This window comes from Halomonas halophila, from assembly GCF_030406665.1.
GTDB classification, from domain to species: domain Bacteria; phylum Pseudomonadota; class Gammaproteobacteria; order Pseudomonadales; family Halomonadaceae; genus Halomonas; species Halomonas halophila.
Map to the genome: position 1 here is coordinate 2773393 of NZ_CP129121.1, position 17653 is coordinate 2791045.

The 17653-nt window shown below is 68.4% G+C and carries 18 protein-coding genes; 6 read left to right on the top strand and 12 right to left on the bottom strand.

All coding sequences use genetic code 11. From position 1 onward, the window contains the following. Positions 1-36 precede the first annotated feature (36 nt). On the bottom strand, positions 37-894 hold the full coding sequence (fghA, locus tag QWG60_RS13015; protein ID WP_046078195.1) for an S-formylglutathione hydrolase: 858 nt from the start codon (positions 892-894) through the stop codon (positions 37-39). A gap of 191 nt (positions 895-1085) precedes the next feature. Then, complete coding sequence (locus QWG60_RS13020) at positions 1086-2195, bottom strand: S-(hydroxymethyl)glutathione dehydrogenase/class III alcohol dehydrogenase (protein WP_146908479.1); 1110 nt, start codon at positions 2193-2195, stop codon at positions 1086-1088. A 134-nt stretch (positions 2196-2329) separates the two neighbouring features. Between QWG60_RS13020 and QWG60_RS13025 the strand changes: the two genes are divergently transcribed. Next, positions 2330-3223, top strand: a complete 894-nt coding sequence (locus QWG60_RS13025) for a LysR family transcriptional regulator (RefSeq protein ID WP_035597916.1) — start codon at positions 2330-2332, stop codon at positions 3221-3223. 106 nt (positions 3224-3329) lie between these two features. On the opposite strand, the gene QWG60_RS13030 is transcribed toward QWG60_RS13025, so the two are convergent. Then, positions 3330-4709: an L-serine ammonia-lyase gene (locus QWG60_RS13030; protein ID WP_035597913.1), complete on the bottom strand. Its 1380-nt coding sequence runs from the start codon at positions 4707-4709 to the stop codon at positions 3330-3332. A gap of 159 nt (positions 4710-4868) precedes the next feature. Between QWG60_RS13030 and QWG60_RS13035 the strand changes: the two genes are divergently transcribed. Together QWG60_RS13035 and QWG60_RS13040 are read left to right on the top strand one after the other, a co-directional pair. Continuing rightward, on the top strand, positions 4869-5834 hold the full coding sequence (locus QWG60_RS13035; RefSeq protein ID WP_046078196.1) for a LysR substrate-binding domain-containing protein: 966 nt from the start codon (positions 4869-4871) through the stop codon (positions 5832-5834). A 37-nt stretch (positions 5835-5871) separates the two neighbouring features. Then, complete coding sequence (locus QWG60_RS13040; RefSeq protein WP_146908481.1) at positions 5872-6522, top strand: hypothetical protein; 651 nt, start codon at positions 5872-5874, stop codon at positions 6520-6522. Between the two features lie 130 nt (positions 6523-6652). Here QWG60_RS13040 and rpoD read toward each other — a convergent pair whose 3' ends face one another. From rpoD to rpsU, 3 genes are all read right to left on the bottom strand, one after another. Continuing rightward, positions 6653-8494, bottom strand: coding sequence for an RNA polymerase sigma factor RpoD (rpoD, locus tag QWG60_RS13045; protein WP_035597907.1), 1842 nt, complete (start codon positions 8492-8494; stop codon positions 6653-6655). 233 nt (positions 8495-8727) lie between these two features. Beyond that, complete coding sequence (gene dnaG, locus QWG60_RS13050) at positions 8728-10560, bottom strand: DNA primase (RefSeq protein ID WP_035597904.1); 1833 nt, start codon at positions 10558-10560, stop codon at positions 8728-8730. Positions 10561-10690: 130 nt separating this feature from the next. Then, a complete protein-coding gene (gene rpsU / locus QWG60_RS13055) occupies positions 10691-10906 on the bottom strand; it encodes a 30S ribosomal protein S21 (RefSeq protein WP_013333229.1) in 216 nt (71 codons plus the stop codon). Between the two features lie 278 nt (positions 10907-11184). On the opposite strand from rpsU, the gene tsaD reads away from it, so the two are divergent. Next, positions 11185-12222 carry a tRNA (adenosine(37)-N6)-threonylcarbamoyltransferase complex transferase subunit TsaD gene (gene tsaD, locus QWG60_RS13060; RefSeq protein WP_146908484.1) on the top strand — a complete coding sequence of 346 codons (1038 nt, stop codon included), beginning with the start codon at positions 11185-11187 and terminating at the stop codon, positions 12220-12222. A gap of 199 nt (positions 12223-12421) precedes the next feature. Here tsaD and plsY read toward each other — a convergent pair whose 3' ends face one another. After that, positions 12422-13009: a glycerol-3-phosphate 1-O-acyltransferase PlsY gene (gene plsY / locus QWG60_RS13065; protein WP_016853715.1), complete on the bottom strand. Its 588-nt coding sequence runs from the start codon at positions 13007-13009 to the stop codon at positions 12422-12424. A gap of 150 nt (positions 13010-13159) precedes the next feature. Here plsY and folB point away from each other — a divergent pair, with 150 nt between their 5' ends. Both folB and folK read left to right on the top strand, forming a co-directional pair. Continuing rightward, complete coding sequence (gene folB / locus QWG60_RS13070) at positions 13160-13522, top strand: dihydroneopterin aldolase (RefSeq protein ID WP_146910289.1); 363 nt, start codon at positions 13160-13162, stop codon at positions 13520-13522. After that, on the top strand, positions 13522-14040 hold the full coding sequence (folK, locus tag QWG60_RS13075; protein ID WP_146910291.1) for a 2-amino-4-hydroxy-6-hydroxymethyldihydropteridine diphosphokinase: 519 nt from the start codon (positions 13522-13524) through the stop codon (positions 14038-14040). The genes folB and folK overlap by 1 nt, the downstream gene beginning before the upstream one ends. Before the next feature lie 42 nt (positions 14041-14082). Here the strand turns inward: folK and QWG60_RS13080 are convergent, their stop codons facing one another. The 5 genes from QWG60_RS13080 to rsmA are packed head-to-tail and all read right to left on the bottom strand — an operon-like array spanning position 14083 to position 17650. Further along, on the bottom strand, positions 14083-15225 hold the full coding sequence (locus tag QWG60_RS13080; RefSeq protein ID WP_146910293.1) for a polynucleotide adenylyltransferase: 1143 nt from the start codon (positions 15223-15225) through the stop codon (positions 14083-14085). Between the two features lie 2 nt (positions 15226-15227). Then, positions 15228-15548, bottom strand: a complete 321-nt coding sequence (gene glpE, locus QWG60_RS13085; protein ID WP_016853711.1) for a thiosulfate sulfurtransferase GlpE — start codon at positions 15546-15548, stop codon at positions 15228-15230. Positions 15549-15586: 38 nt separating this feature from the next. Next, positions 15587-16393: a symmetrical bis(5'-nucleosyl)-tetraphosphatase gene (locus QWG60_RS13090; RefSeq protein WP_146910296.1), complete on the bottom strand. Its 807-nt coding sequence runs from the start codon at positions 16391-16393 to the stop codon at positions 15587-15589. A gap of 58 nt (positions 16394-16451) precedes the next feature. Next, positions 16452-16841 carry a Co2+/Mg2+ efflux protein ApaG gene (gene apaG, locus QWG60_RS13095; protein WP_173835016.1) on the bottom strand — a complete coding sequence of 130 codons (390 nt, stop codon included), beginning with the start codon at positions 16839-16841 and terminating at the stop codon, positions 16452-16454. After that, complete coding sequence (gene rsmA, locus QWG60_RS13100) at positions 16838-17650, bottom strand: 16S rRNA (adenine(1518)-N(6)/adenine(1519)-N(6))-dimethyltransferase RsmA (RefSeq protein ID WP_107181545.1); 813 nt, start codon at positions 17648-17650, stop codon at positions 16838-16840. The genes apaG and rsmA overlap by 4 nt, the downstream gene beginning before the upstream one ends. Positions 17651-17653: the final 3 nt, after the last annotated feature.

Consider the following 17653-nt stretch of genomic DNA (forward strand, 5'->3'; position numbering starts at 1 on the left):
CCGCTGAGCGACCCGGCCGACAGGTCCCGGCGCGACTCAGTGCTGAGCGTGAAGATGCTCGGCGTGGTAGCGCAGGTGGTCGTCGATGAAGCTGGCGATGAAGAAGTAGCTGTGGTCATAGCCCGGCTGACGACGCAGGGTCAGCGGATGGTCGTGCTCGGCGCACACCGCCTCCAGGCGCTCGGGGCACAGCTGTTCCTCGAGGAAATTGTCGGCCTCACCCTGGTCGATGAACAACGGCTGGCGGGAGGCGCCGCGCGCCACCAGCTCGCAGGCGTCGTACTGGGTCCACTGGCTGACGTCCTCGCCCAGGTAGTTGCCGAAGGCCTTGCGGCCCCAGGGGCACTGGGCCGGGTTGACCACCGGCGCGAAGGCCGACACCGAGCGGTAGTGCCCTGGACGACGCAGGGCCAGGATCAGTGCCCCGTGGCCGCCCATGGAGTGACCGCTGATGGCCTCGCGACCATTGACCGGGAAGTGCTGACGCACCACCGAGGGCAGCTCCTCGGCCACGTAGTCGTACATCCGGTAGTGGTCCTTCCACGGCGCCTGGGTGGCGTTGACGTAGAAGCCCGCGCCGGAGCCGAAGTCGTAGCTGTCGTCCTCGCCGGGCAGATTCAGCCCGCGGGGGCTGGTATCCGGGCAGACGATAGCGATGCCGAGCTCCGCGGCCAGGCGCTGGGCGCCGGCCTTCTGCATGAAGTTCTCGTCGGTGCAGGTCAGTCCCGACAGCCACCACAGCAGCGGGACCCGCTCGGTCTCCGCCTGGGGCGGCAGGTAGATGGCGAAGGTCATCTCGCAGTCCAACGCCCTGGAGCGATGGCGATAGCGCTTGTGCCAGCCGCCGAAGCTGCGGTTGGCCGAGACCAGCTCGAGCTGTTCGGTCATGGTCATGAGCGACTCCTCATGGGGTTCGAGAGAGGCCGGGCGTCGCATTCGCGACACCCGGCACCGAAGACAGGGCGTGCACTGCCGCTGCCGCGGTGATCGGACTCACGTCATCCGCCTGTGGGCGGGCACGCGTCGAGCCCTCGATGCGGCAGCCGGCGCGTGTCGAGCCCTGCGCCCGGCAGCGGGCGCGTTGATCAGTAGTGCAGCACGGTGCGGATGCTCTCGCCCTTGTGCAGCAGCTCGAAGGCCTCGTTGATCTTCTCGAACGGCATGTCGTGAGTGATGAAGTCGTCGATGTTCAGCTCGCCCTTCATGTAGCGATCGACGTAGCCCGGCAGCTCGGTGCGGCCCTTGACGCCGCCGAAGGCGGAGCCTTTCCAGACCCGACCGGTGACCAGCTGGAACGGACGCGTGGAGATCTCCTCGCCGGCGCCGGCGACGCCGATGATCACGGACTCGCCCCAGCCCTTGTGGCAGCACTCCAGGGCCGAACGCATGACGTTGACGTTGCCGATGCACTCGAAGGAGTAGTCGACGCCACCATCGGTCATGTCGACGATGACCTGCTGGATGGAGTCACTGTAGTCCTTCGGATTGACGAATTCGGTGGCGCCGAACTGCTTGGCCAGCTCGAACTTCTCCGGGTTCACGTCGATGGCGATGATGCGGCTGGCCTTGGCCATGACCGCGCCCTGGATCACGGCCAGACCGATGGCGCCGAGACCGAATACGGCCACGGTGGAGCCCGGCTCGACCTTGGCGGTGTTCATGACCGCGCCAATGCCGGTGGTCACGCCGCAGCCCAGCAGGCAGATCTTGTCCAGCGGCGCTTCCTTGGAGACCACGGCCAGGGACACCTCGGGCACCACGGTGTATTCGCTGAAGGTGGAGCAGCCCATGTAGTGATGCAGCTTCTGGCCGTCGAGGGAGAAGCGGCTGGCGCCGTCGGGCATCACGCCCTTGCCCTGGGTGGCGCGGACCGCCTGGCACAGGTTGGTCTTGCCGGACAGGCAGAACTTGCACTTGCCGCACTCGGCGGTATAGAGCGGGATGACGTGGTCACCGGGCTTGAGGCCGGTGACGCCCTCGCCCACTTCCTCGACGACGCCGGCGCCCTCGTGGCCCAGCACGGACGGGAACAGGCCTTCCGGATCGGCGCCGGACAGGGTGAAGGCGTCGGTGTGGCAGACGCTGGTGGCGGCCATGCGCACCAGCACTTCGCCGGCCTTCGGGCCTTCGACGTCGATCTCGGTCAGCTCGAGGGGCTTGCCCGCTTCCAGGGCGACGGCGGCGCGTGACTTCATGGTTCATTCCTCTCAATGGGGTTGGCCTTCCCACAGTCTAGGCAAGACCGCATACTCGGATAAACTGCACTAAACGCATGACATTGTTGCCACCTGACAACAATCCAGCGCACCACCACCGGAGGACACACCGCATGCAACGCTGGGACCGCGTCGAGGCCTTCATCGAGGTCGTACGCCTGGGCGCCTTCAAGGCCGCCGCCGAACGCCTAAAGGTCTCGAGCTCCCACGTCAGCCGGCTGGTCAGTCAGCTGGAGAATCAGCTGGGCACCACCCTGCTCTATCGCACCACGCGACGGATTCGCCTCACCGAGGCCGGGCGGCTCTACTACCAGCACTGCCAGCACCTGTTCGAGGGCTTCCGCGAGGCCGAGACCGCGGTCAAGGAACTGCAGGACACCCCCACCGGCCTGCTGAGCCTGACCTGCGCCACCACCTTCGGTGAACGCTTCATCGCGCCGCTGGTGCATGACTTCATGTGCGCCAACCCCCGGCTCGAGGTACGCATGCACTTCACCAACCGTCAGGTGGACATCATCGACGAGGGTTTCGACATCGCCATCCGCATGGGCCGGTTGCAGGACTCCTCGCTGATCGCCCGGCGCCTGTGCGAACGGCGCGAGTACGTGGTCGGCGCGCCCGCCTACTTCACCCGCGTCGCCCAGCCCCACAGCCTCTCGGAGCTGTCGCGCCACCGCTGTCTGGTCGGCTCGCGGGACTACTGGCGCTTCGACGTCGACGGCGTGCGCCGCGACATCCGCGTCGACGGCCCGCTGAGCGGCAACTCCGGGCCGGCACTGCTCGACGCGGCGCTCAAGGGCCTGGGGCTGGCCCAGCTACCGGACTACTACGTCGAGGAACACCTGGCCCGCGGCGAGCTGATCAGCGTGCTCGACGCCTATCGCCACGGCGACACCGCCGTGTGGGCCGTCTACCCCCAGCATCGCCACCGCTCGGCCAAGGTGCACCGCTTCCTGGACTACCTGGTCGCCCATATCGGCGACACCCTGCCGGCACGACGAGGCTGACGCAGGGCAAAGCGAGCCGGATCACCCGGGACGAGACAAAAAAAGGCGCGCCACCCGAGTGGCGCGCCGGCAAGGACGACACCCGCCGCCCGACAAAGAGACTGATTCAGCATTCGATGGCGTTGACCGCCAGACCGCCCTTGGAGGTTTCCTTGTACTTCTCCTGCATGTCGGCGCCGGTATCGCGCATGGTGCGGATCGCCTTGTCCAGCGAGATGAAGTGCTCGCCGTCGCCGCGCAGGGCCATCTGGGTGGCGTTGATGGCCTTCACCGAGGCGATGGCGTTGCGCTCGATGCAGGGCACCTGGACCAGGCCGCCCACGGGGTCGCAGGTCAGGCCAAGGTTGTGCTCCAGGCCGATCTCGGCGGCGTTCTCCACCTGGCCGGGGGTCCCGCCCAGCACCTCGGTGAGACCGGCGGCGGCCATGGCGCAGGCCGAGCCCACCTCGCCCTGGCAGCCGACCTCGGCGCCGGAGATGGAGGCGTTCTTCTTGCACAGGATCCCCACGGCGCCGGCGGTGAGCAGGAAGTCCACCACGCAGCGCTCGTCGGCGCCCTGCTGGAACTTCATGTAGTAGTGCAGCACCGCCGGGATGATGCCGGCCGCGCCGTTGGTCGGTGCGGTGACCATGCGCCCGCCGGCCGCGTTCTCCTCGTTCACCGCCAGGGCGAAGACGTTGACCCAGTCCATGGCGGAGAAGGTCGAGGCGATCAGGCTGCCGTCATCCTCGACGGCCTCGAGGCGGCGATGCAGGGCGCCGGCGCGGCGCTTGACGTTGAGCCCGCCGGGCAGCACGCCCTCGCCCTCGAAGCCCTTCTGCACGCAGTCCTGCATGGCTTCCCAGATGCGCCACAGCCCGGCGCGGATCTCGGCCTCGCTGCGCCAGGCCTTCTCGTTCTCCATCATCAGCTCGCTGATGCGCATGTCGTGCAGGCGACACAGCGCCAGCAGCTCGCCGGCGGAGTTGAAGTCATAGGGCAGCGCGGTGGTGTCGCTGTCGAGCTCGCCGCTGGCCGCCTGAGCCTCGTCGACCACGAAGCCACCGCCCACGGAATAGAAGATGTTGCGGTACAGTTCCTGGGAGTGGCCATGGGCCACCAGGGTCATGGCGTTGGGATGGTAGGGCAGACTCTCGTCGTGCCACTGCAGGTCACGCGCCCACAGGAAGGGGATCGCCAGATGACCGTCGAGCAGCAGGGTCTGGGACTCCAGCAGCTCCTCGATGCAGGGCGTGACGATGTCCGGGTTGATCGACTCGGGGCGCTCGCCCATCAGGCCCATGATGGTCGCCTGATCGGTGCCGTGCCCCTGGCCGGTGGATGACAGCGAGCCGTGCAGATGCACCTCGACCCGTGCCACCCGCTCCAGCAGGTCCTGCCGACGCAGTTCCTGCACGAAGTCGTAAGCCGCGCGCATCGGGCCGACGGTATGCGAGCTGGAAGGGCCGATGCCGATCTTGAACAGGTCGAAGACGCTGATGGACATGGGGAGGACCTCGGGCGGGGCCGGAACGTACCGACGCCGTCTTGTTGTCAGTTACACTAAAGCCAACTGGCTTTCGTTTGCCTTGGACCTTAATGTTGTCGCGACTCTCCCATCACGGCAATCCAGAATATCTCGCCCACGCTATAGAATGACTAAACCATGAGCCGACTCCTCAATGCCCAGACCCACGCCTGGCTGAAGGTCTTCGCGGTCAGCGCCCGCCACCTCTCCTTCACCCGGGCGGCGGAGGAGCTGCACGTCACCACCGGCGCCGTCAGCCAGCAGATCAAGCAGCTCGAGGATCGCCTTGGCTTCAAGCTGTTCCGCCGCCTGCCGCGTTGCCTGGCGCTCACCGAGGAAGGCCGGCGACTGGCCTCGGTGGTCGACGAGGCCTACCAGGCCGTGGGGCTCGAGGTGAAGCGGCTGCGCAGCGGCGTGATGAGCGGCATCATCCGCATGCGCGTGGTGCCCTCCTTCCTCAACAAGTGGCTGATGCCCAGGCTGCCGCGCCTGCAGGCGCGCTTCCCCGACATCGAACTGCATATCCTCTCGGAGGACAGCAGCATCTCGCTGCGCGAGGGCGAGTTCGATCTGGCGCTGGACCTCAACGACGGCCACTATCCGGGCATGTCGATCACGCCGCTGATGGAGGAGACCATCTTCCCGGTCTGCGCCCCCTCGCTGATGCGCGGCCGTCCGCCGCTGCGCCGCCCCGAGGATCTGGCCTGGTACCCGCTGCTGCATGACGTCACCGCCTGGCGCGGCAGCCACGACTATGGCGAATGGGAGCACTACCTGCAGGCCATCAGCGCCCCGGACGTCAACGTGCGGCGCGGCTACACCTTCAACCGCAACCACCTGACCATGGAGGCGGCCCTGGCCGGCATGGGCGTGGCCATCGCGCGCCAGACGCTGATCACCAGCGAGCTGGACACCGGCGCCCTGGTGGCACCGTTCGACCAGCGCGTGGCGACCGGCATGCACTACGGTATCGTGCATGCCGCGGGCTCGCTGGACGATCGCCGGATCTGTGCGGTCCACGACTGGCTGCTGGAGGAGGCGCGACGCCAGCACCCGTCGCGTCACCCGGTGGTGGCAGACAGCGACCTCTCTCAAGACGTATAATTAGCTGACTCAATATTCTTCCGACAGAAGCCTGACCATGCCCGAACATTCCGCCGACCGAATCGCCTTCCGCTACCTGTGCCTGCGCGGCTTCGGCTACATGCTGCTGATTGCCGCGCTGCTCGAGATCGTGCTCTTCGAAGCCACGCACATGCCGGACCTGCGCTTCACCGAACGAGGCCTCACCGAGCCCCTGCAGTCGCTGCTGCTGCTGACCGGCACGATCATGGCACTCATCGCCCGCCGCCTGGACGACCGCCTGCCGCACCTCACCCTGCTGCTGATCGGCCTGCTCGGCGCATCGCTGATCCGCGAACAGGACGCCTGGCTGGACGAGTACGTCTTCGACGGCGCCTGGCAGATCCTGGTCAGCCTGCTGGTGCTGCCGATCCTGTTCGTGGTGATCCGCCACGGCCGCGCCTTCGCCGCCGAGCTCGAGCGCTATGCCATGACCTTCTCCGGCGGCCTGTTCGCCGCCGGCTTCCTCGGCACCTACGTGTTCTCGCGCCTCTACGGCCGCGGCGACATGTGGAAGGCCGTCCTCGGCGAGCACTACGTCCGCGTGTTCAAGGACGCCGCCGAGGAGGTCACCGAACTGTTCGGCTACACCCTGATGTGCATCGCCATGATCGAGCTGCTGCTGCTGGCCCGCCGCTGGCGGCAGCAGCGGCTTCAGGGCCGGGGGTAAGACCCGGACCGAGCCCGACCGGCAGCACAAACGACGACGCCCGCGGCCATGGCCGCGGGCGTCGTCGTTTCAGGCGGGGCATTTCATGCAAGGAATGCCGGGGCCGGCGAACGGCCGGCCCGGTCGACGATCACTCGTCGAGGAAGGAGCGCAGCGGCTCGGAACGGGACGGGTGACGCAGCTTGCGCAGCGCCTTGGCCTCGATCTGACGGATCCGCTCGCGGGTCACGTCGAACTGCTTGCCGACCTCCTCGAGGGTATGGTCGGTGTTCATGTCGATGCCGAAGCGCATGCGCAGCACCTTCGCCTCACGGGCGGTCAGGCCGCCGAGCACGTTGCGGGTGGCCTCGATCAGGCCCTCGCCGGTGGCCGAGTCGATCGGCAGCACCATGGTGCCGTCCTCGATGAAGTCGCCGAGGTGCGAATCGTCGTCGTCACCGATGGGCGTCTCCATGGAGATCGGCTCCTTGGCGATCTTCAGGACCTTGCGCACCTTGTCTTCCGGCATCTCGAGGCGCTCGCCCAGCTCTTCCGGCGTCGGCTCGCGCCCCATCTCCTGCAGCATCTGGCGGGAGACGCGGTTGAGCTTGTTGATCGTCTCGATCATGTGCACCGGGATACGGATGGTGCGCGCCTGGTCGGCGATGGAGCGCGTGATCGCCTGACGGATCCACCAGGTGGCGTAGGTCGAGAACTTGTAGCCGCGGCGGTACTCGAACTTGTCCACGGCCTTCATCAGGCCGATGTTGCCCTCCTGGATCAGATCCAGGAACTGCAGGCCGCGGTTGGTGTACTTCTTGGCGATCGAGATGACCAGGCGCAGGTTGGCCTCGACCATCTCCTTCTTGGCGCGACGCGCCTTGGCCTCGCCGATGGACAGCCGACGGTTGACCTCCTTGATGTCGGTCACCGGCAGCTGGATCATCTCTTCCTCGAAGGCGATCTTGCGCTGGGAGCGCTGGATGTCGCCCTTGAAGACGGCAAGCTTGTCGGCGTACTTGGTCTGCTCGGCCATGAAGTCGTCGAGCCAGTCCTGGCGCGACTCGTTGCCGGGGAAGGCCTTGATGAAGGTCTTGCGCGGCACCTTGGCCTTCTTGACGCACAGCTGCATCACGGCCTTTTCCTGGGCCCGGATCTGCTCGACGCTGATGCGCACCTGACCGACCAGGCGCTCGAAGTGCTTGGGCACCAGCTTGATCGGCGAGAACAGCTCGGCCAGGCGGGCCAGCTCGGCCTGCGCCTGGGCGGAGCCGCGGCCGTTGGCGTCGATGGCCTGGCGGGCCGACTCGTTCTGCTCGCGGATCTGCTCGAAGCGGGCGCGGGCCTCTTCCGGGTCCGGGCCGCCGCCGCTGTCGTCCTCGTCCTCGGCGTCCTCGTCATCCTCGTCGGACGCCCCTTCGGCGACCACCGGCTCCTCGGGCACATCGGCCTCGGCGACGCCAGGGATGCCCTCGTCGGGGTCGATGAAGCCGGAGAACAGGTCGGACAGGCGGCCCGGGGCCTCCTCGTCCTGAGTGGCATCGTAGGCCTCGAGGATGGAGTCCACGGCGCCCGGCAGATAGGCCAGGGCGGACATCACCTCGCGGGTACCCTCCTCGATGCGCTTGGCGATCTCGATCTCGCCTTCGCGGGTCAACAGCTCGACCGTGCCCATCTCGCGCATGTACATGCGCACCGGGTCGGTGGTGCGGCCCACGTCGCTCTCCACCGCCGCCAGGGCCGCCACGGCCTCCTCGGCAGCCGATTCATCGGTGGAGTGATCGGCCATCATCAGGGTATCTTCATCAGGCGCTTCCTCGACGACATTGATACCCATGTCGTTGATCATGCCGATGATGTCTTCCACCTGATCGGGGTCGGCGATATCCTCGGGAAGATGGTCGTTGACCTCGGCATAGGTCAGGAAGCCCTGTTCCTTGCCGCGCGCGATCAACTCCTTCAGACGTGACTGCTGCTGCGCATTTCCAGCCATAGAAACCCTATCTCGACGAAGAAGAATGAAGCACCTGAAGCACTGAGGCGGAGAAAACTCGATAAGCCGAACAGTATAGCGGGTTTGACCGCCGTTTTGCCAGTTCGACGTATTTGCGCGGTCATTCAGGTGTGTTAGCGTGTCTGGTTGCGTTCCGCTCAGGGGACGCTGTCTATATGGTGATGGTAGGCGGAAATTCAAGTCCGGCGCCAATCGACGCCTCTCTCAGACCCTCACCCCTTGAGCTCCATCAGCAGCGCATTGAGCCGCTGCCGCTCCTCTTTCGACAGCGACTCGCCGGCCTGCATTCGAGCCAGCAGGGCGTCATACGCCTCCTGCGGCGACTGCTGCCGACGATGGCGCTGAAAATAAGCCACCCAGTTGTCGAGCTCGGTGCCGAGCAGCCCGCGCGGCACCAGCGGCGCCCGCCGGGCCAGCATCGCCAGGCGCTCGCCCTCCGGCGTGCCGTGAAAGTGCGCCAGCAGCACCTGAGGGCTGCGGTAGCCGCCGGCCCGTAGCAGGCGCACCACCTCGCGACACAGCCCGGCATCCGGATCGTTCTGGTCGCACCAGTCGTCGTCCTCGGGCAGACGCTCGACCAGCGACGGCTCATGCACCAGCAGCTGCAGCGCCCGAGCCATCTGCCCCAGGGACGCCGGACCGCCGGTCGTCCGCGCCCCCGCCGGCGCCTCGCCTCGGGGCGGCGCCTCATCCGCCCACTCCGGCGGCACATCCGCGGTCGGCGCCTCGTCGACACTCTCGCCGCGGGACATCAGCGACTCGAAGCTTGACTGATCGACGCCGGTGCGACGGGAGAGTTCCGTCAGCAGCAGCGACTTCATCACCCCCTCGGGCAGGCGACCGATGGCCGCCAGCACCCGGCTGGCGAAGCGCTCGCGCTCCTCCAGCCGCTCCAGGTCGCGCCCCTCGGCGGCCTGCTCGAAGAGGAACTCCGACAGCGGACTGGCACAGGTGACCCGATCCTCGAAGGCCTCGGGACCCTCGCGGCGCACCAGGGTATCCGGATCCTCGCCATCGGGCAGGAACAGGAACCGCGCCTGACGGCCGTCGATCATCTGCGGCAGCACCGTCTCCAGCGCCCGGCTCGCCGCCTGGCGGCCGGCGCGATCGCCGTCGAAGCAGAACACCACCTCGTCGACCATGCGGAACAGCCGCCCGAGATGATCCTCGGTGGTGGCCGTGCCCAGGGTGGCCACCGCATTGCGGATGCCGAACTGGGCGAGCGCCACCACGTCCATGTAGCCCTCGACGATCACCAGCCGCTCGAGACGCGGGTTGGCCTGACGCGCCTCATAGAGGCCGTACAGCTCGCGCCCCTTGTGAAAGACCGGCGTCTCAGGGGAGTTCAGGTACTTGGGCTTGGCATCGCCCAGCACCCGCCCGCCGAAGGCAATGGTGCGTCCGCGGATATCGCGGATCGGAAACATCACCCGATCACGGAAGCGGTCGTAGGTGCGCCCGCTGTCCTCGCGGTGCACCAGCAGGCCGTATTCGATCTGCACCGGCTCGGCGATGCCCTGCTCGCCGAGATGCCGCTTGAGCGACTCCCAGCCGCCCGGGGCATAGCCGATACCGAAGTCGCGCACGACCTCCGGCGACAGCCCGCGACGCTCGATATACTCCCGCGCGCCCTGCCCTTCGGGCATCTTCAGGCGCTCGCGAAAGAAGCTCGCCGACAGTTCGAGCAGGTTGACGCCTTCCTTGCGCTTGCGCTCGCGGGCCTGGGCCCGCGGATCGTCGGCGCCCTCGCGCGGCACCTCGAGCCCCAGCCGGGCGGCGAGATGTTCCACCGCGTCGGGGAAGCGCAGGTTGTCGTACTCCATCAGGAAGCGCAGCGCGTTACCGTGGGCACCGCAGCCGAAGCAGTGATAGAACTGCTTGTCGGCGCTGACGGTAAAGGACGGCGACTTTTCCTGGTGAAAGGGACAGAGACCGGAATGATTGCGTCCGGCCTTCTTGAGCTTGACCCGCTCGCCGACCACCTCGACCACGTCGACGCGAGCCAGCAGGTCATCGATGAAACGCTGCGGGATCTGACCGGCCATCAGGCAATCCAGTATGGGTTGAAAGCCAGGACCCTGAGAACGGGCGAAAAAACAAGCGGCCACCGAACGGCGGCCGCTTGGCGCTCCTCCCGAGTCGATCCGCTAGCCAGCGGTCCGACCCAAGTACGGATCAATAGAGCCGTTCGAAACGCTTGCGCTCACGCTGAAGCTTCTTGGCGTGACGCTTGACGGCGGCAGCCGCCTTGCGCTTGCGCTCTGCGGTCGGCTTCTCGTACTGCTCGCGACGGCGAACCTCGGACAGAACACCGGCTTTTTCACAGGAACGCTTGAAGCGACGCAGTGCGACGTCAAACGGCTCGTTATCGCGTACTTTAACAGAAGGCATTAAGCACTCACCTACCTTGAAAAACTTGAGTTCGGTTTGAACGCACGCCTTCAGGGGCGCTCGCCATGTCCCACTGACGCCGACGACCACGCGATGCGGGCCGAAACGATGGAAGGGAGAAACAGGGAGCCTGCCCCTGGGCGCACGACCCAGTCTTGCAGCGCACAGCATTCTAGTCGTCGTACCACGACCATGCAAACCGTTTCGCGCCCCGCCCCTGCCGCCCAGCGACCAAAAGGCGTAGAATGGCGCCCTTTCCGCTGTACCGAGCCATGACCATGCGTGTACTGGGCATCGAGACCTCCTGCGACGAGACCGGCGTCGCCCTCTATGACACCGAGCGTGGCCTCGCGGCCGACGCCCTCCACAGCCAGATCGCCATGCACGCCGAATACGGCGGCGTGGTGCCGGAGCTGGCCAGCCGCGACCACACCCGGCGCCTGCTGCCGCTGATCCAGACCGTGCTCAGCGATGCCGGCGTGAGCCGTGGCGAACTGGACGCCATCGCCTACACCGCCGGCCCCGGCCTGGTGGGCGCACTGATGGTCGGCGCCAGCACCGCCCACGGCATGGCCCGGGCACTCGACATCCCGGTGCTCGGCGTGCACCACATGGAAGGCCATCTGCTGGCGCCGATGCTCGAGGACGCGCCGCCCGCCTTCCCCTTCGTGGCGCTGCTGGTTTCCGGCGGCCACACCCAGCTGGTCGAGGTCGAAGGCCTCGGCCGCTATCGCCTGCTCGGCGAATCGGTGGACGACGCCGCCGGCGAGGCCTTCGACAAGGCCGCCAAGATGCTCGGCCTGGACTACCCCGGCGGCCCCGCCGTGGCGCGCCTGGCCGAGACCGGCGACCCGACGCGCTTTCGCTTCCCGCGGCCGATGACCGACCGCCCAGGGCTGGACTTCAGCTTCTCCGGACTCAAGACCCATACCCTGACCGCGATCCGCAAGCTCGAGGCCGACGGCGAACTCGATGACGCCGCCCGCGCCGACGTGGCCCGCGCCTTCGAGGAGGCCGTGGTCGACACCCTGGTGATCAAGTGCCGCCGCGCCCTCGACCAGACCGGCCTCAAGCGGCTGGTGGTGGCCGGCGGCGTCAGCGCCAACGCCCGCCTGCGCGAGCGCCTCGGCCTCGAGACCGCCAAGCGCAGCGCCGAGGTCTTCTATCCTCGCGGGCGCTTCTGCACCGACAACGGGGCCATGATTGCCTATGTGGGCGCCCAGCGCCTGCTGGCCGGCGAGCACGACACCGTGGGGCAGATGCAGGCCGTACCGCGCTGGCCGATGGACGGGCTCGAGCCGCCGGCCGGGCGCTGAAAGCTGGAAGCTGGAAGCTGGAAGCTGGAAGCTGGAAGCTGGAAGCTGGAAGCTGGAAGCTGGAAGCTGGAAGCTGGAAGCTGGAAGACAGCATGCCCCCCCGCCATCATGGGGTCACGGGTTTTCTTCAAGCTTCCAGCTCGAGCCCGCGAAGCGGGCGTTCTTCCAGGCGCGAAGCGCCGCTCTTCGCGCTTACGACTTACAACCCCGGCTCGTCGCCCCGCCCCAGCTGACGGATATTCAGCGCATGACGCCCCAGCACCAGCAGCGTGAAGCCGATCACCACCGGCACGTAGTCGGGCGCCAGCCAGATCGCGGCCAGCGGGGCCAGCGCGGCGCTGGCCAGTGACGCCACCGCCGCGGTGCGCACCCGCCAGGCCAGCAGACACCACAGAGTCGCGCAGCACAGCGCCACCCAGGGGGTCAGCACCAGCATCACGCCGAAGGCGCTGGCCACCGCCTTGCCGCCGCGAAAGCGATACCAGGCCGGATAGCTGTGGCCGAGCAGCACGCCGAGCCCGACCAGCCCCTGCCCCCAGGGCGGCAGCGCCAGCAGCATGGCGAGCCACAGCACCGGCATGCCCTTGACCGCATCGACCAGCAGCGTGGCCAGGGCCAGCCGCGGCCCATGCAGGCGCAGCACGTTGGAGAAGCCGGGATTGCCGGAACCGGCCAGGCGCGGATCGCCGCGGCCGGCCAGGCGACACACCGTGATCGCCCCCAGCCAGGTGCCGCTGAGATAGCCCAGCGCCATCAGCGGCAGCACGAGTTCGAGTTGGCTCAGCACGGCCGACCCTCAAGCGGAAAGTGCCCCGATTCTGCCAGCCTCGATGCCGCGGGAACAGCGTCGACGCTGTCGCCGACCGGTCGCCTCGCGTACAATCGCCGCCCAATTCGGCACTGCCGCCGCCCCTTGCCACGGCTCGGAGAGCCCAAGATGGATCTCGTACTGATCGAAGCGCTGAAGGTCGACACCGTGATCGGCGTCTACGACTGGGAGCGCACCCTCACCCAGACCCTGGTTCTGGATCTGGAGCTGGCCACCGACCTTCGCCCCGCGGCGGCCGACGACGATATCGCCCAGACCCTCGACTATGCCGCCATCAGCGAGCGCATCGCCCGCTTCGGGGCCGAGCACAGCTTCGAGCTGGTGGAAACCTTCGCCGAGCGCCTGGTCGACGCCCTGCGCCAGGAATACGGCATCGCCTGGATACGCCTGACCCTGCGCAAGCCGGGCGCGGTGCCCGCCGCCAATGCGGTCGGGGTGCGCATCGAGCGCGGCGAGCGGAGCGCGACCTGATGGCCCTGGTCACCGTCAGCATCGGCAGCAACATCGAGCGCGAGACGCACCTGACCGCCTGCCTCGACGCCCTCGCCGAGCGCTTCGATGGCCTGCGCCTGTCGCGGGTCTACGAGAGCGAACCGGTGGGCTTCGAGGATGGCCGCAACTTCTACAACCTGGTCGCGGCGTTCGACAGCGACTGGTCGGTGGGCGAGCTGCAGGCCTGGTGCAAGCGGCTCGAGTTCGCCAACGGCCGCCGCGCCGACAGCCCCAAATTCAGCCCCCGCACCCTGGACATCGATCTGCTCACCGTCGGCGAACTGACCGGCGAGCACGATGGCGTCGCGCTGCCGCGGGCCGAGATCCGTCATCACGCCTTCGTGCTGAAGCCGCTGGCGGAGCTGCTGCCCGACGTCCGTCACCCCGAGGACGGCCGGCGCTATGCCGAGCTGTGGACGGCCTTCGAGGCCGACGACCAGGCCCTGTGGCCGGCCGACTTCCCGTGGCGCGGAAAGTCCCTGCCGCTCGACGCCTGATCCGACCGTCTTATCCGGTCGCTTGAACCGGACACCGGACCCTCAGCCCGCCAGCACCTCGTCGATCGCTGCCCGGCGCCGCCGGGCCAGCTCCTCGCCCAGCTCGCGACCCTGATAGCCCTCCTCGACGAGCCCGCGGGGCAGGATCTGCCCCGCCAGGCGCCAGGCCACGGCCAGGTCCTCGGCCAGACGCGCGTCTTCCATGCTCACCAGGCTGATCAGCGAGGCCACCCGCTCGCCCTGGCGCCAGGCGCCAACGGCATCGAGCCAGGCCATCACCCGCGCTCCGTCCAGCTCGCCCGCCCGCGCCTCGGCGATCAGCCGGCGCGTCGCCGCCGCCTGATCGCCCAGCCGGCGCGGCGTCCGGGGCAGCTTCAGGCGCTCGGCCAGGCGCTCGCGGGCCTCGGCGTCGAGATGTTCGACCAGCCGCGCCCAGCGCCAGTGCGGCGCCTCCTCATCGGCCACGTCCTCGGGCAGCCGCGCCAGCTGGCCCAGCGCCTCGTCCAGTGCCGCGGCGTCCGCCGTCAGCTCCGGCATCAGCGCCGCCAGGGCGCCGCAGTCGTGAAGGGCCTGGAAGTAGACGTCCGGCCAGGGCTCGCCCAGCGCCTTCTCGGTCTCGGTCCAGACGCGCTCGGCCACCAGATGACCGAGCTCGCCGCTGGCGGCCAGCCGACGCATCAGCTCGCGGGTGGCCGTGGCGATCACGAAGCCGAGCCCGGCGTAGCGGGCCAGGAAACGCGCCGTGCGCAGCACCCGCAGCGGGTCCTCGACGAAAGCCGGCGAGACGTGGCGCAGCACCCGGGCCTCGAGATCGTGAAGCCCGCCGTAGGGATCGACCAGCTCGCCCTCGGGGGTCTCGGCCATGGCGTTGATGGTCAGGTCGCGGCGCACCAGATCCTGCTCCAGGCTGACCTCGGGGCTCGCGTGGACCTCGAAGCCGGTATAGCCGTGGCCGGCCTTGCGCTCGGTGCGCGCCAGGGCGAACTCCTCGTGGGTCTTCGGATGCAGGAACACCGGGAAGTCGCGGCCCACGGCGCGGAAGCCGCGCCGGGTCATGGCCTCGGGCGTGGCGCCGACCACCACCCAGTCGACGTCGGTGACCGGCCAGCCGAGACGGGCGTCGCGCACGGCGCCGCCGACCCGATAGACCGTCAGGCCATCGAGGCGGGCATCGCGGGTCGTCACGCTCAGGCCTCCACGCGCTCGGGCAGACGGTGCTGCCAGTCGGTGAAGCCGCCGTCGAGGCTGTAGACCGTCTCGAAGCCCTGGCCGGCCAGCCAGGCCGCGGCCTGCTGGCTGGAGTGGCCGTGGTAGCAGACCACCACCAGCGGCGTCTCGCGAGGCGCCTCGGCCAGCAGGGCCGTGACGCTGTCGTTGTCCAGGTGGCGGCAGCCGGGGATATGACCGGCGGCGAAGCTCGCCGGATCGCGGATGTCGACCAGGGTCAGCGGCGAGCCGGCGTCGAGCCACTCGGCCAGGGTGGGAATGTCCAGGTGCTGGAAGCTCATCGGTTCTCCAGGAATGCAACAGGAAGGAAGGGCTAAATTCAGTAGCGGCTGGGCACGCTGATGCGTGCGCCGCTCTCGAGGTCGAGGGCGGTCAGCGCCCCGCCCCAGACGCAGCCGGTATCCAGCGCCTCGGCCCGCACCCGGCTGCCCGGCGTCTCGCCCTCGAGCGCGGCCCAGTGGCCAAACAGCAGCCGCGGATCGTCGTCGCGGGGATACTGGAACCAGGGCGCGAAGCCCGGCGGCGCGCTGTCGAGCCCCTCCTTGGCGCTGAAGTCCAGCGCGCCGTCGGCGGCGATGAAGCGCATGCGGGTGAAGGTGTTGACGATCGCCCGCAGGCGGTCGAGGCCGTCCAGGTCGTCACGCCAGCGGGCCGGCTCGTTGCCATACATCTGCTCGAGGAAGGCGCCGGCACGCTCGCCGCCGAGCCGCTCGGCCACCTCGGCGGCCAGCGGCTCGGCCTGATCCAGCGTCCACTGGGGCGGCAGGCCGGCGTGGCTCATCAGGGTATCGCCGTCGCGCACCACCAGCGGACGGCTCTGCAGCCAGTCGAGCACGCGCTCGCGATCGGCCGCGGCGAGGATGGCGTCCAGGGTATCCTTGCGCTTGAGGCGCGCGCCGCCGCGAGCCACCGCCAGCAGGTGCAGATCGTGATTGCCGAGTACCACCCGGGCGGCGTCGCCCAGGGCCATGACCTCGCGCAGGCAGTCCAGCGAACCGCGGCCGCGGTTGACCAGATCGCCGGCCAGCCACAGCCGGTCACGGCGCGGATCGAAGTCGAGGCGCTCAAGCAGGGCCACGAATTCCTCGTGACAGCCCTGGAGATCGCCGACGGCGTAGGTGGTCATGGCGCGTCCTCGCGGTCTCGTTGGAAGATCGGGGGTGAAGCGGCGCTCGCCGAACGCCTCAGTGCACCTGGTTGGGGCCGGCCAGCCGAAAGGGGGCGACGGCCACCTCGAAGGGGCGCTGGGTGGCGGTGTCGACGCAGGTGAAGGCGCCTTCCATCACGCCCACCGGGCCGTCGAGGATCGCCCGACTGGTGTAGCGGAAGGTCTGGCCGGGGCCGATCAGCGGCTGCTGGCCGACCACACCCTTGCCGCGCACCTCCTGGGTCTCGCCGCTGCTCTGGGTGATCTTCCAGTGGCGCGCCAGCAGCTGCATGCTGTGGCCGGAGTGATTGTGCACGGTGATGGTATAGCTGAACACGAAGCGCTCTTCTTCGGGGGCGGACTCGTCCGCCTGGAAGGCCGGCTCCACGTCGACATGGATATCGTCGCCCAGGATCGATGTCGTCATGAGGCGCCGCCCTCCTCGGCCAGGTGGTTGGCGATGCGCACGAACTCCGCCACGCTCAGGGTCTGGGGCCGCCGGCTCGGCTCGATGCCGAGCGCCTCCAGGGCCACGGCGTCGATCCGTCCCTTGAGGTTGTTGCGCAGCGTCTTGCGGCGCTGGGCGAAGGCCTCGCGCACCACCTCGAACAGCAGCGTCTCGTCGCGGGCGACATCCGGCATCTCGGCGTGGGGGGTCAGGCGCACGATGGCCGAATCCACCTTGGGCCGCGGCACGAAGGACTCCGGCGGCACGATGAACAGCGACTCGACCGTGCAGTAGTACTGGGCCAGCACCGAGAGGCGGCCGCGCTCGCCGCCCCCGGGCGGGGCCGCCAGGCGGTCGACGACCTCCTTCTGCAGCATGAAGTGCATGTCGGCCACGGCGTCGCCGGCCTGGAGCAGGTGGGAGATCAGCGGCGTGGAGATGTTGTAGGGCAGGTTGCCCACCACCCGCAGCGCCGGGCCATCGCCACGCAGTTCGCGGAAGTCGACCTTGAGCGCGTCGCCCTCGTGGATCACGAAGCCCGGCTGGTCGAAGAACTGCACGCGCAGGCCGGGAATCAGGTCACGGTCGAGCTCGATGACCTCGAGATGGCCGCCCGCCGCCTCCAGCAGCGGCTCGGTGAGGGCGCCCTGGCCGGGGCCGATCTCCACCAGGCGCTCGCCGGGGCGGGCGCCGATGGCGCGCACCAGCCGCGAGATGATGCCGGGGTCGCGCAGGAAGTTCTGGCCGAAGCGCTTGCGGGCGCGATGACCCTGGGGGCGGGATGCCATGCG

Bases quoted from the DNA above. Each gene is read 5' to 3' on its own strand.
- fghA (WP_046078195.1), bottom strand. From the start codon at position 894: ATGACCATGACCGAACAGCTCGAGCTGGTCTCGGCCAACCGCAGCTTC.
- QWG60_RS13020 (WP_146908479.1), bottom strand. From the start codon at position 2,195: ATGAAGTCACGCGCCGCCGTCGCCCTGGAAGCGGGCAAGCCCCTCGAG.
- QWG60_RS13025 (WP_035597916.1), top strand. From the start codon at position 2,330: ATGCAACGCTGGGACCGCGTCGAGGCCTTCATCGAGGTCGTACGCCTG.
- QWG60_RS13030 (WP_035597913.1), bottom strand. From the start codon at position 4,709: ATGTCCATCAGCGTCTTCGACCTGTTCAAGATCGGCATCGGCCCTTCC.
- QWG60_RS13035 (WP_046078196.1), top strand. From the start codon at position 4,869: ATGAGCCGACTCCTCAATGCCCAGACCCACGCCTGGCTGAAGGTCTTC.
- QWG60_RS13040 (WP_146908481.1), top strand. From the start codon at position 5,872: ATGCCCGAACATTCCGCCGACCGAATCGCCTTCCGCTACCTGTGCCTG.
- rpoD (WP_035597907.1), bottom strand. From the start codon at position 8,494: ATGGCTGGAAATGCGCAGCAGCAGTCACGTCTGAAGGAGTTGATCGCG.
- dnaG (WP_035597904.1), bottom strand. From the start codon at position 10,560: ATGGCCGGTCAGATCCCGCAGCGTTTCATCGATGACCTGCTGGCTCGC.
- rpsU (WP_013333229.1), bottom strand. From the start codon at position 10,906: ATGCCTTCTGTTAAAGTACGCGATAACGAGCCGTTTGACGTCGCACTG.
- tsaD (WP_146908484.1), top strand. From the start codon at position 11,185: ATGCGTGTACTGGGCATCGAGACCTCCTGCGACGAGACCGGCGTCGCC.
- folB (WP_146910289.1), top strand. From the start codon at position 13,160: ATGGATCTCGTACTGATCGAAGCGCTGAAGGTCGACACCGTGATCGGC.
- folK (WP_146910291.1), top strand. From the start codon at position 13,522: ATGGCCCTGGTCACCGTCAGCATCGGCAGCAACATCGAGCGCGAGACG.
- glpE (WP_016853711.1), bottom strand. From the start codon at position 15,548: ATGAGCTTCCAGCACCTGGACATTCCCACCCTGGCCGAGTGGCTCGAC.
- QWG60_RS13090 (WP_146910296.1), bottom strand. From the start codon at position 16,393: ATGACCACCTACGCCGTCGGCGATCTCCAGGGCTGTCACGAGGAATTC.
- apaG (WP_173835016.1), bottom strand. From the start codon at position 16,841: ATGACGACATCGATCCTGGGCGACGATATCCATGTCGACGTGGAGCCG.
- rsmA (WP_107181545.1), bottom strand. From the start codon at position 17,650: ATGGCATCCCGCCCCCAGGGTCATCGCGCCCGCAAGCGCTTCGGCCAG.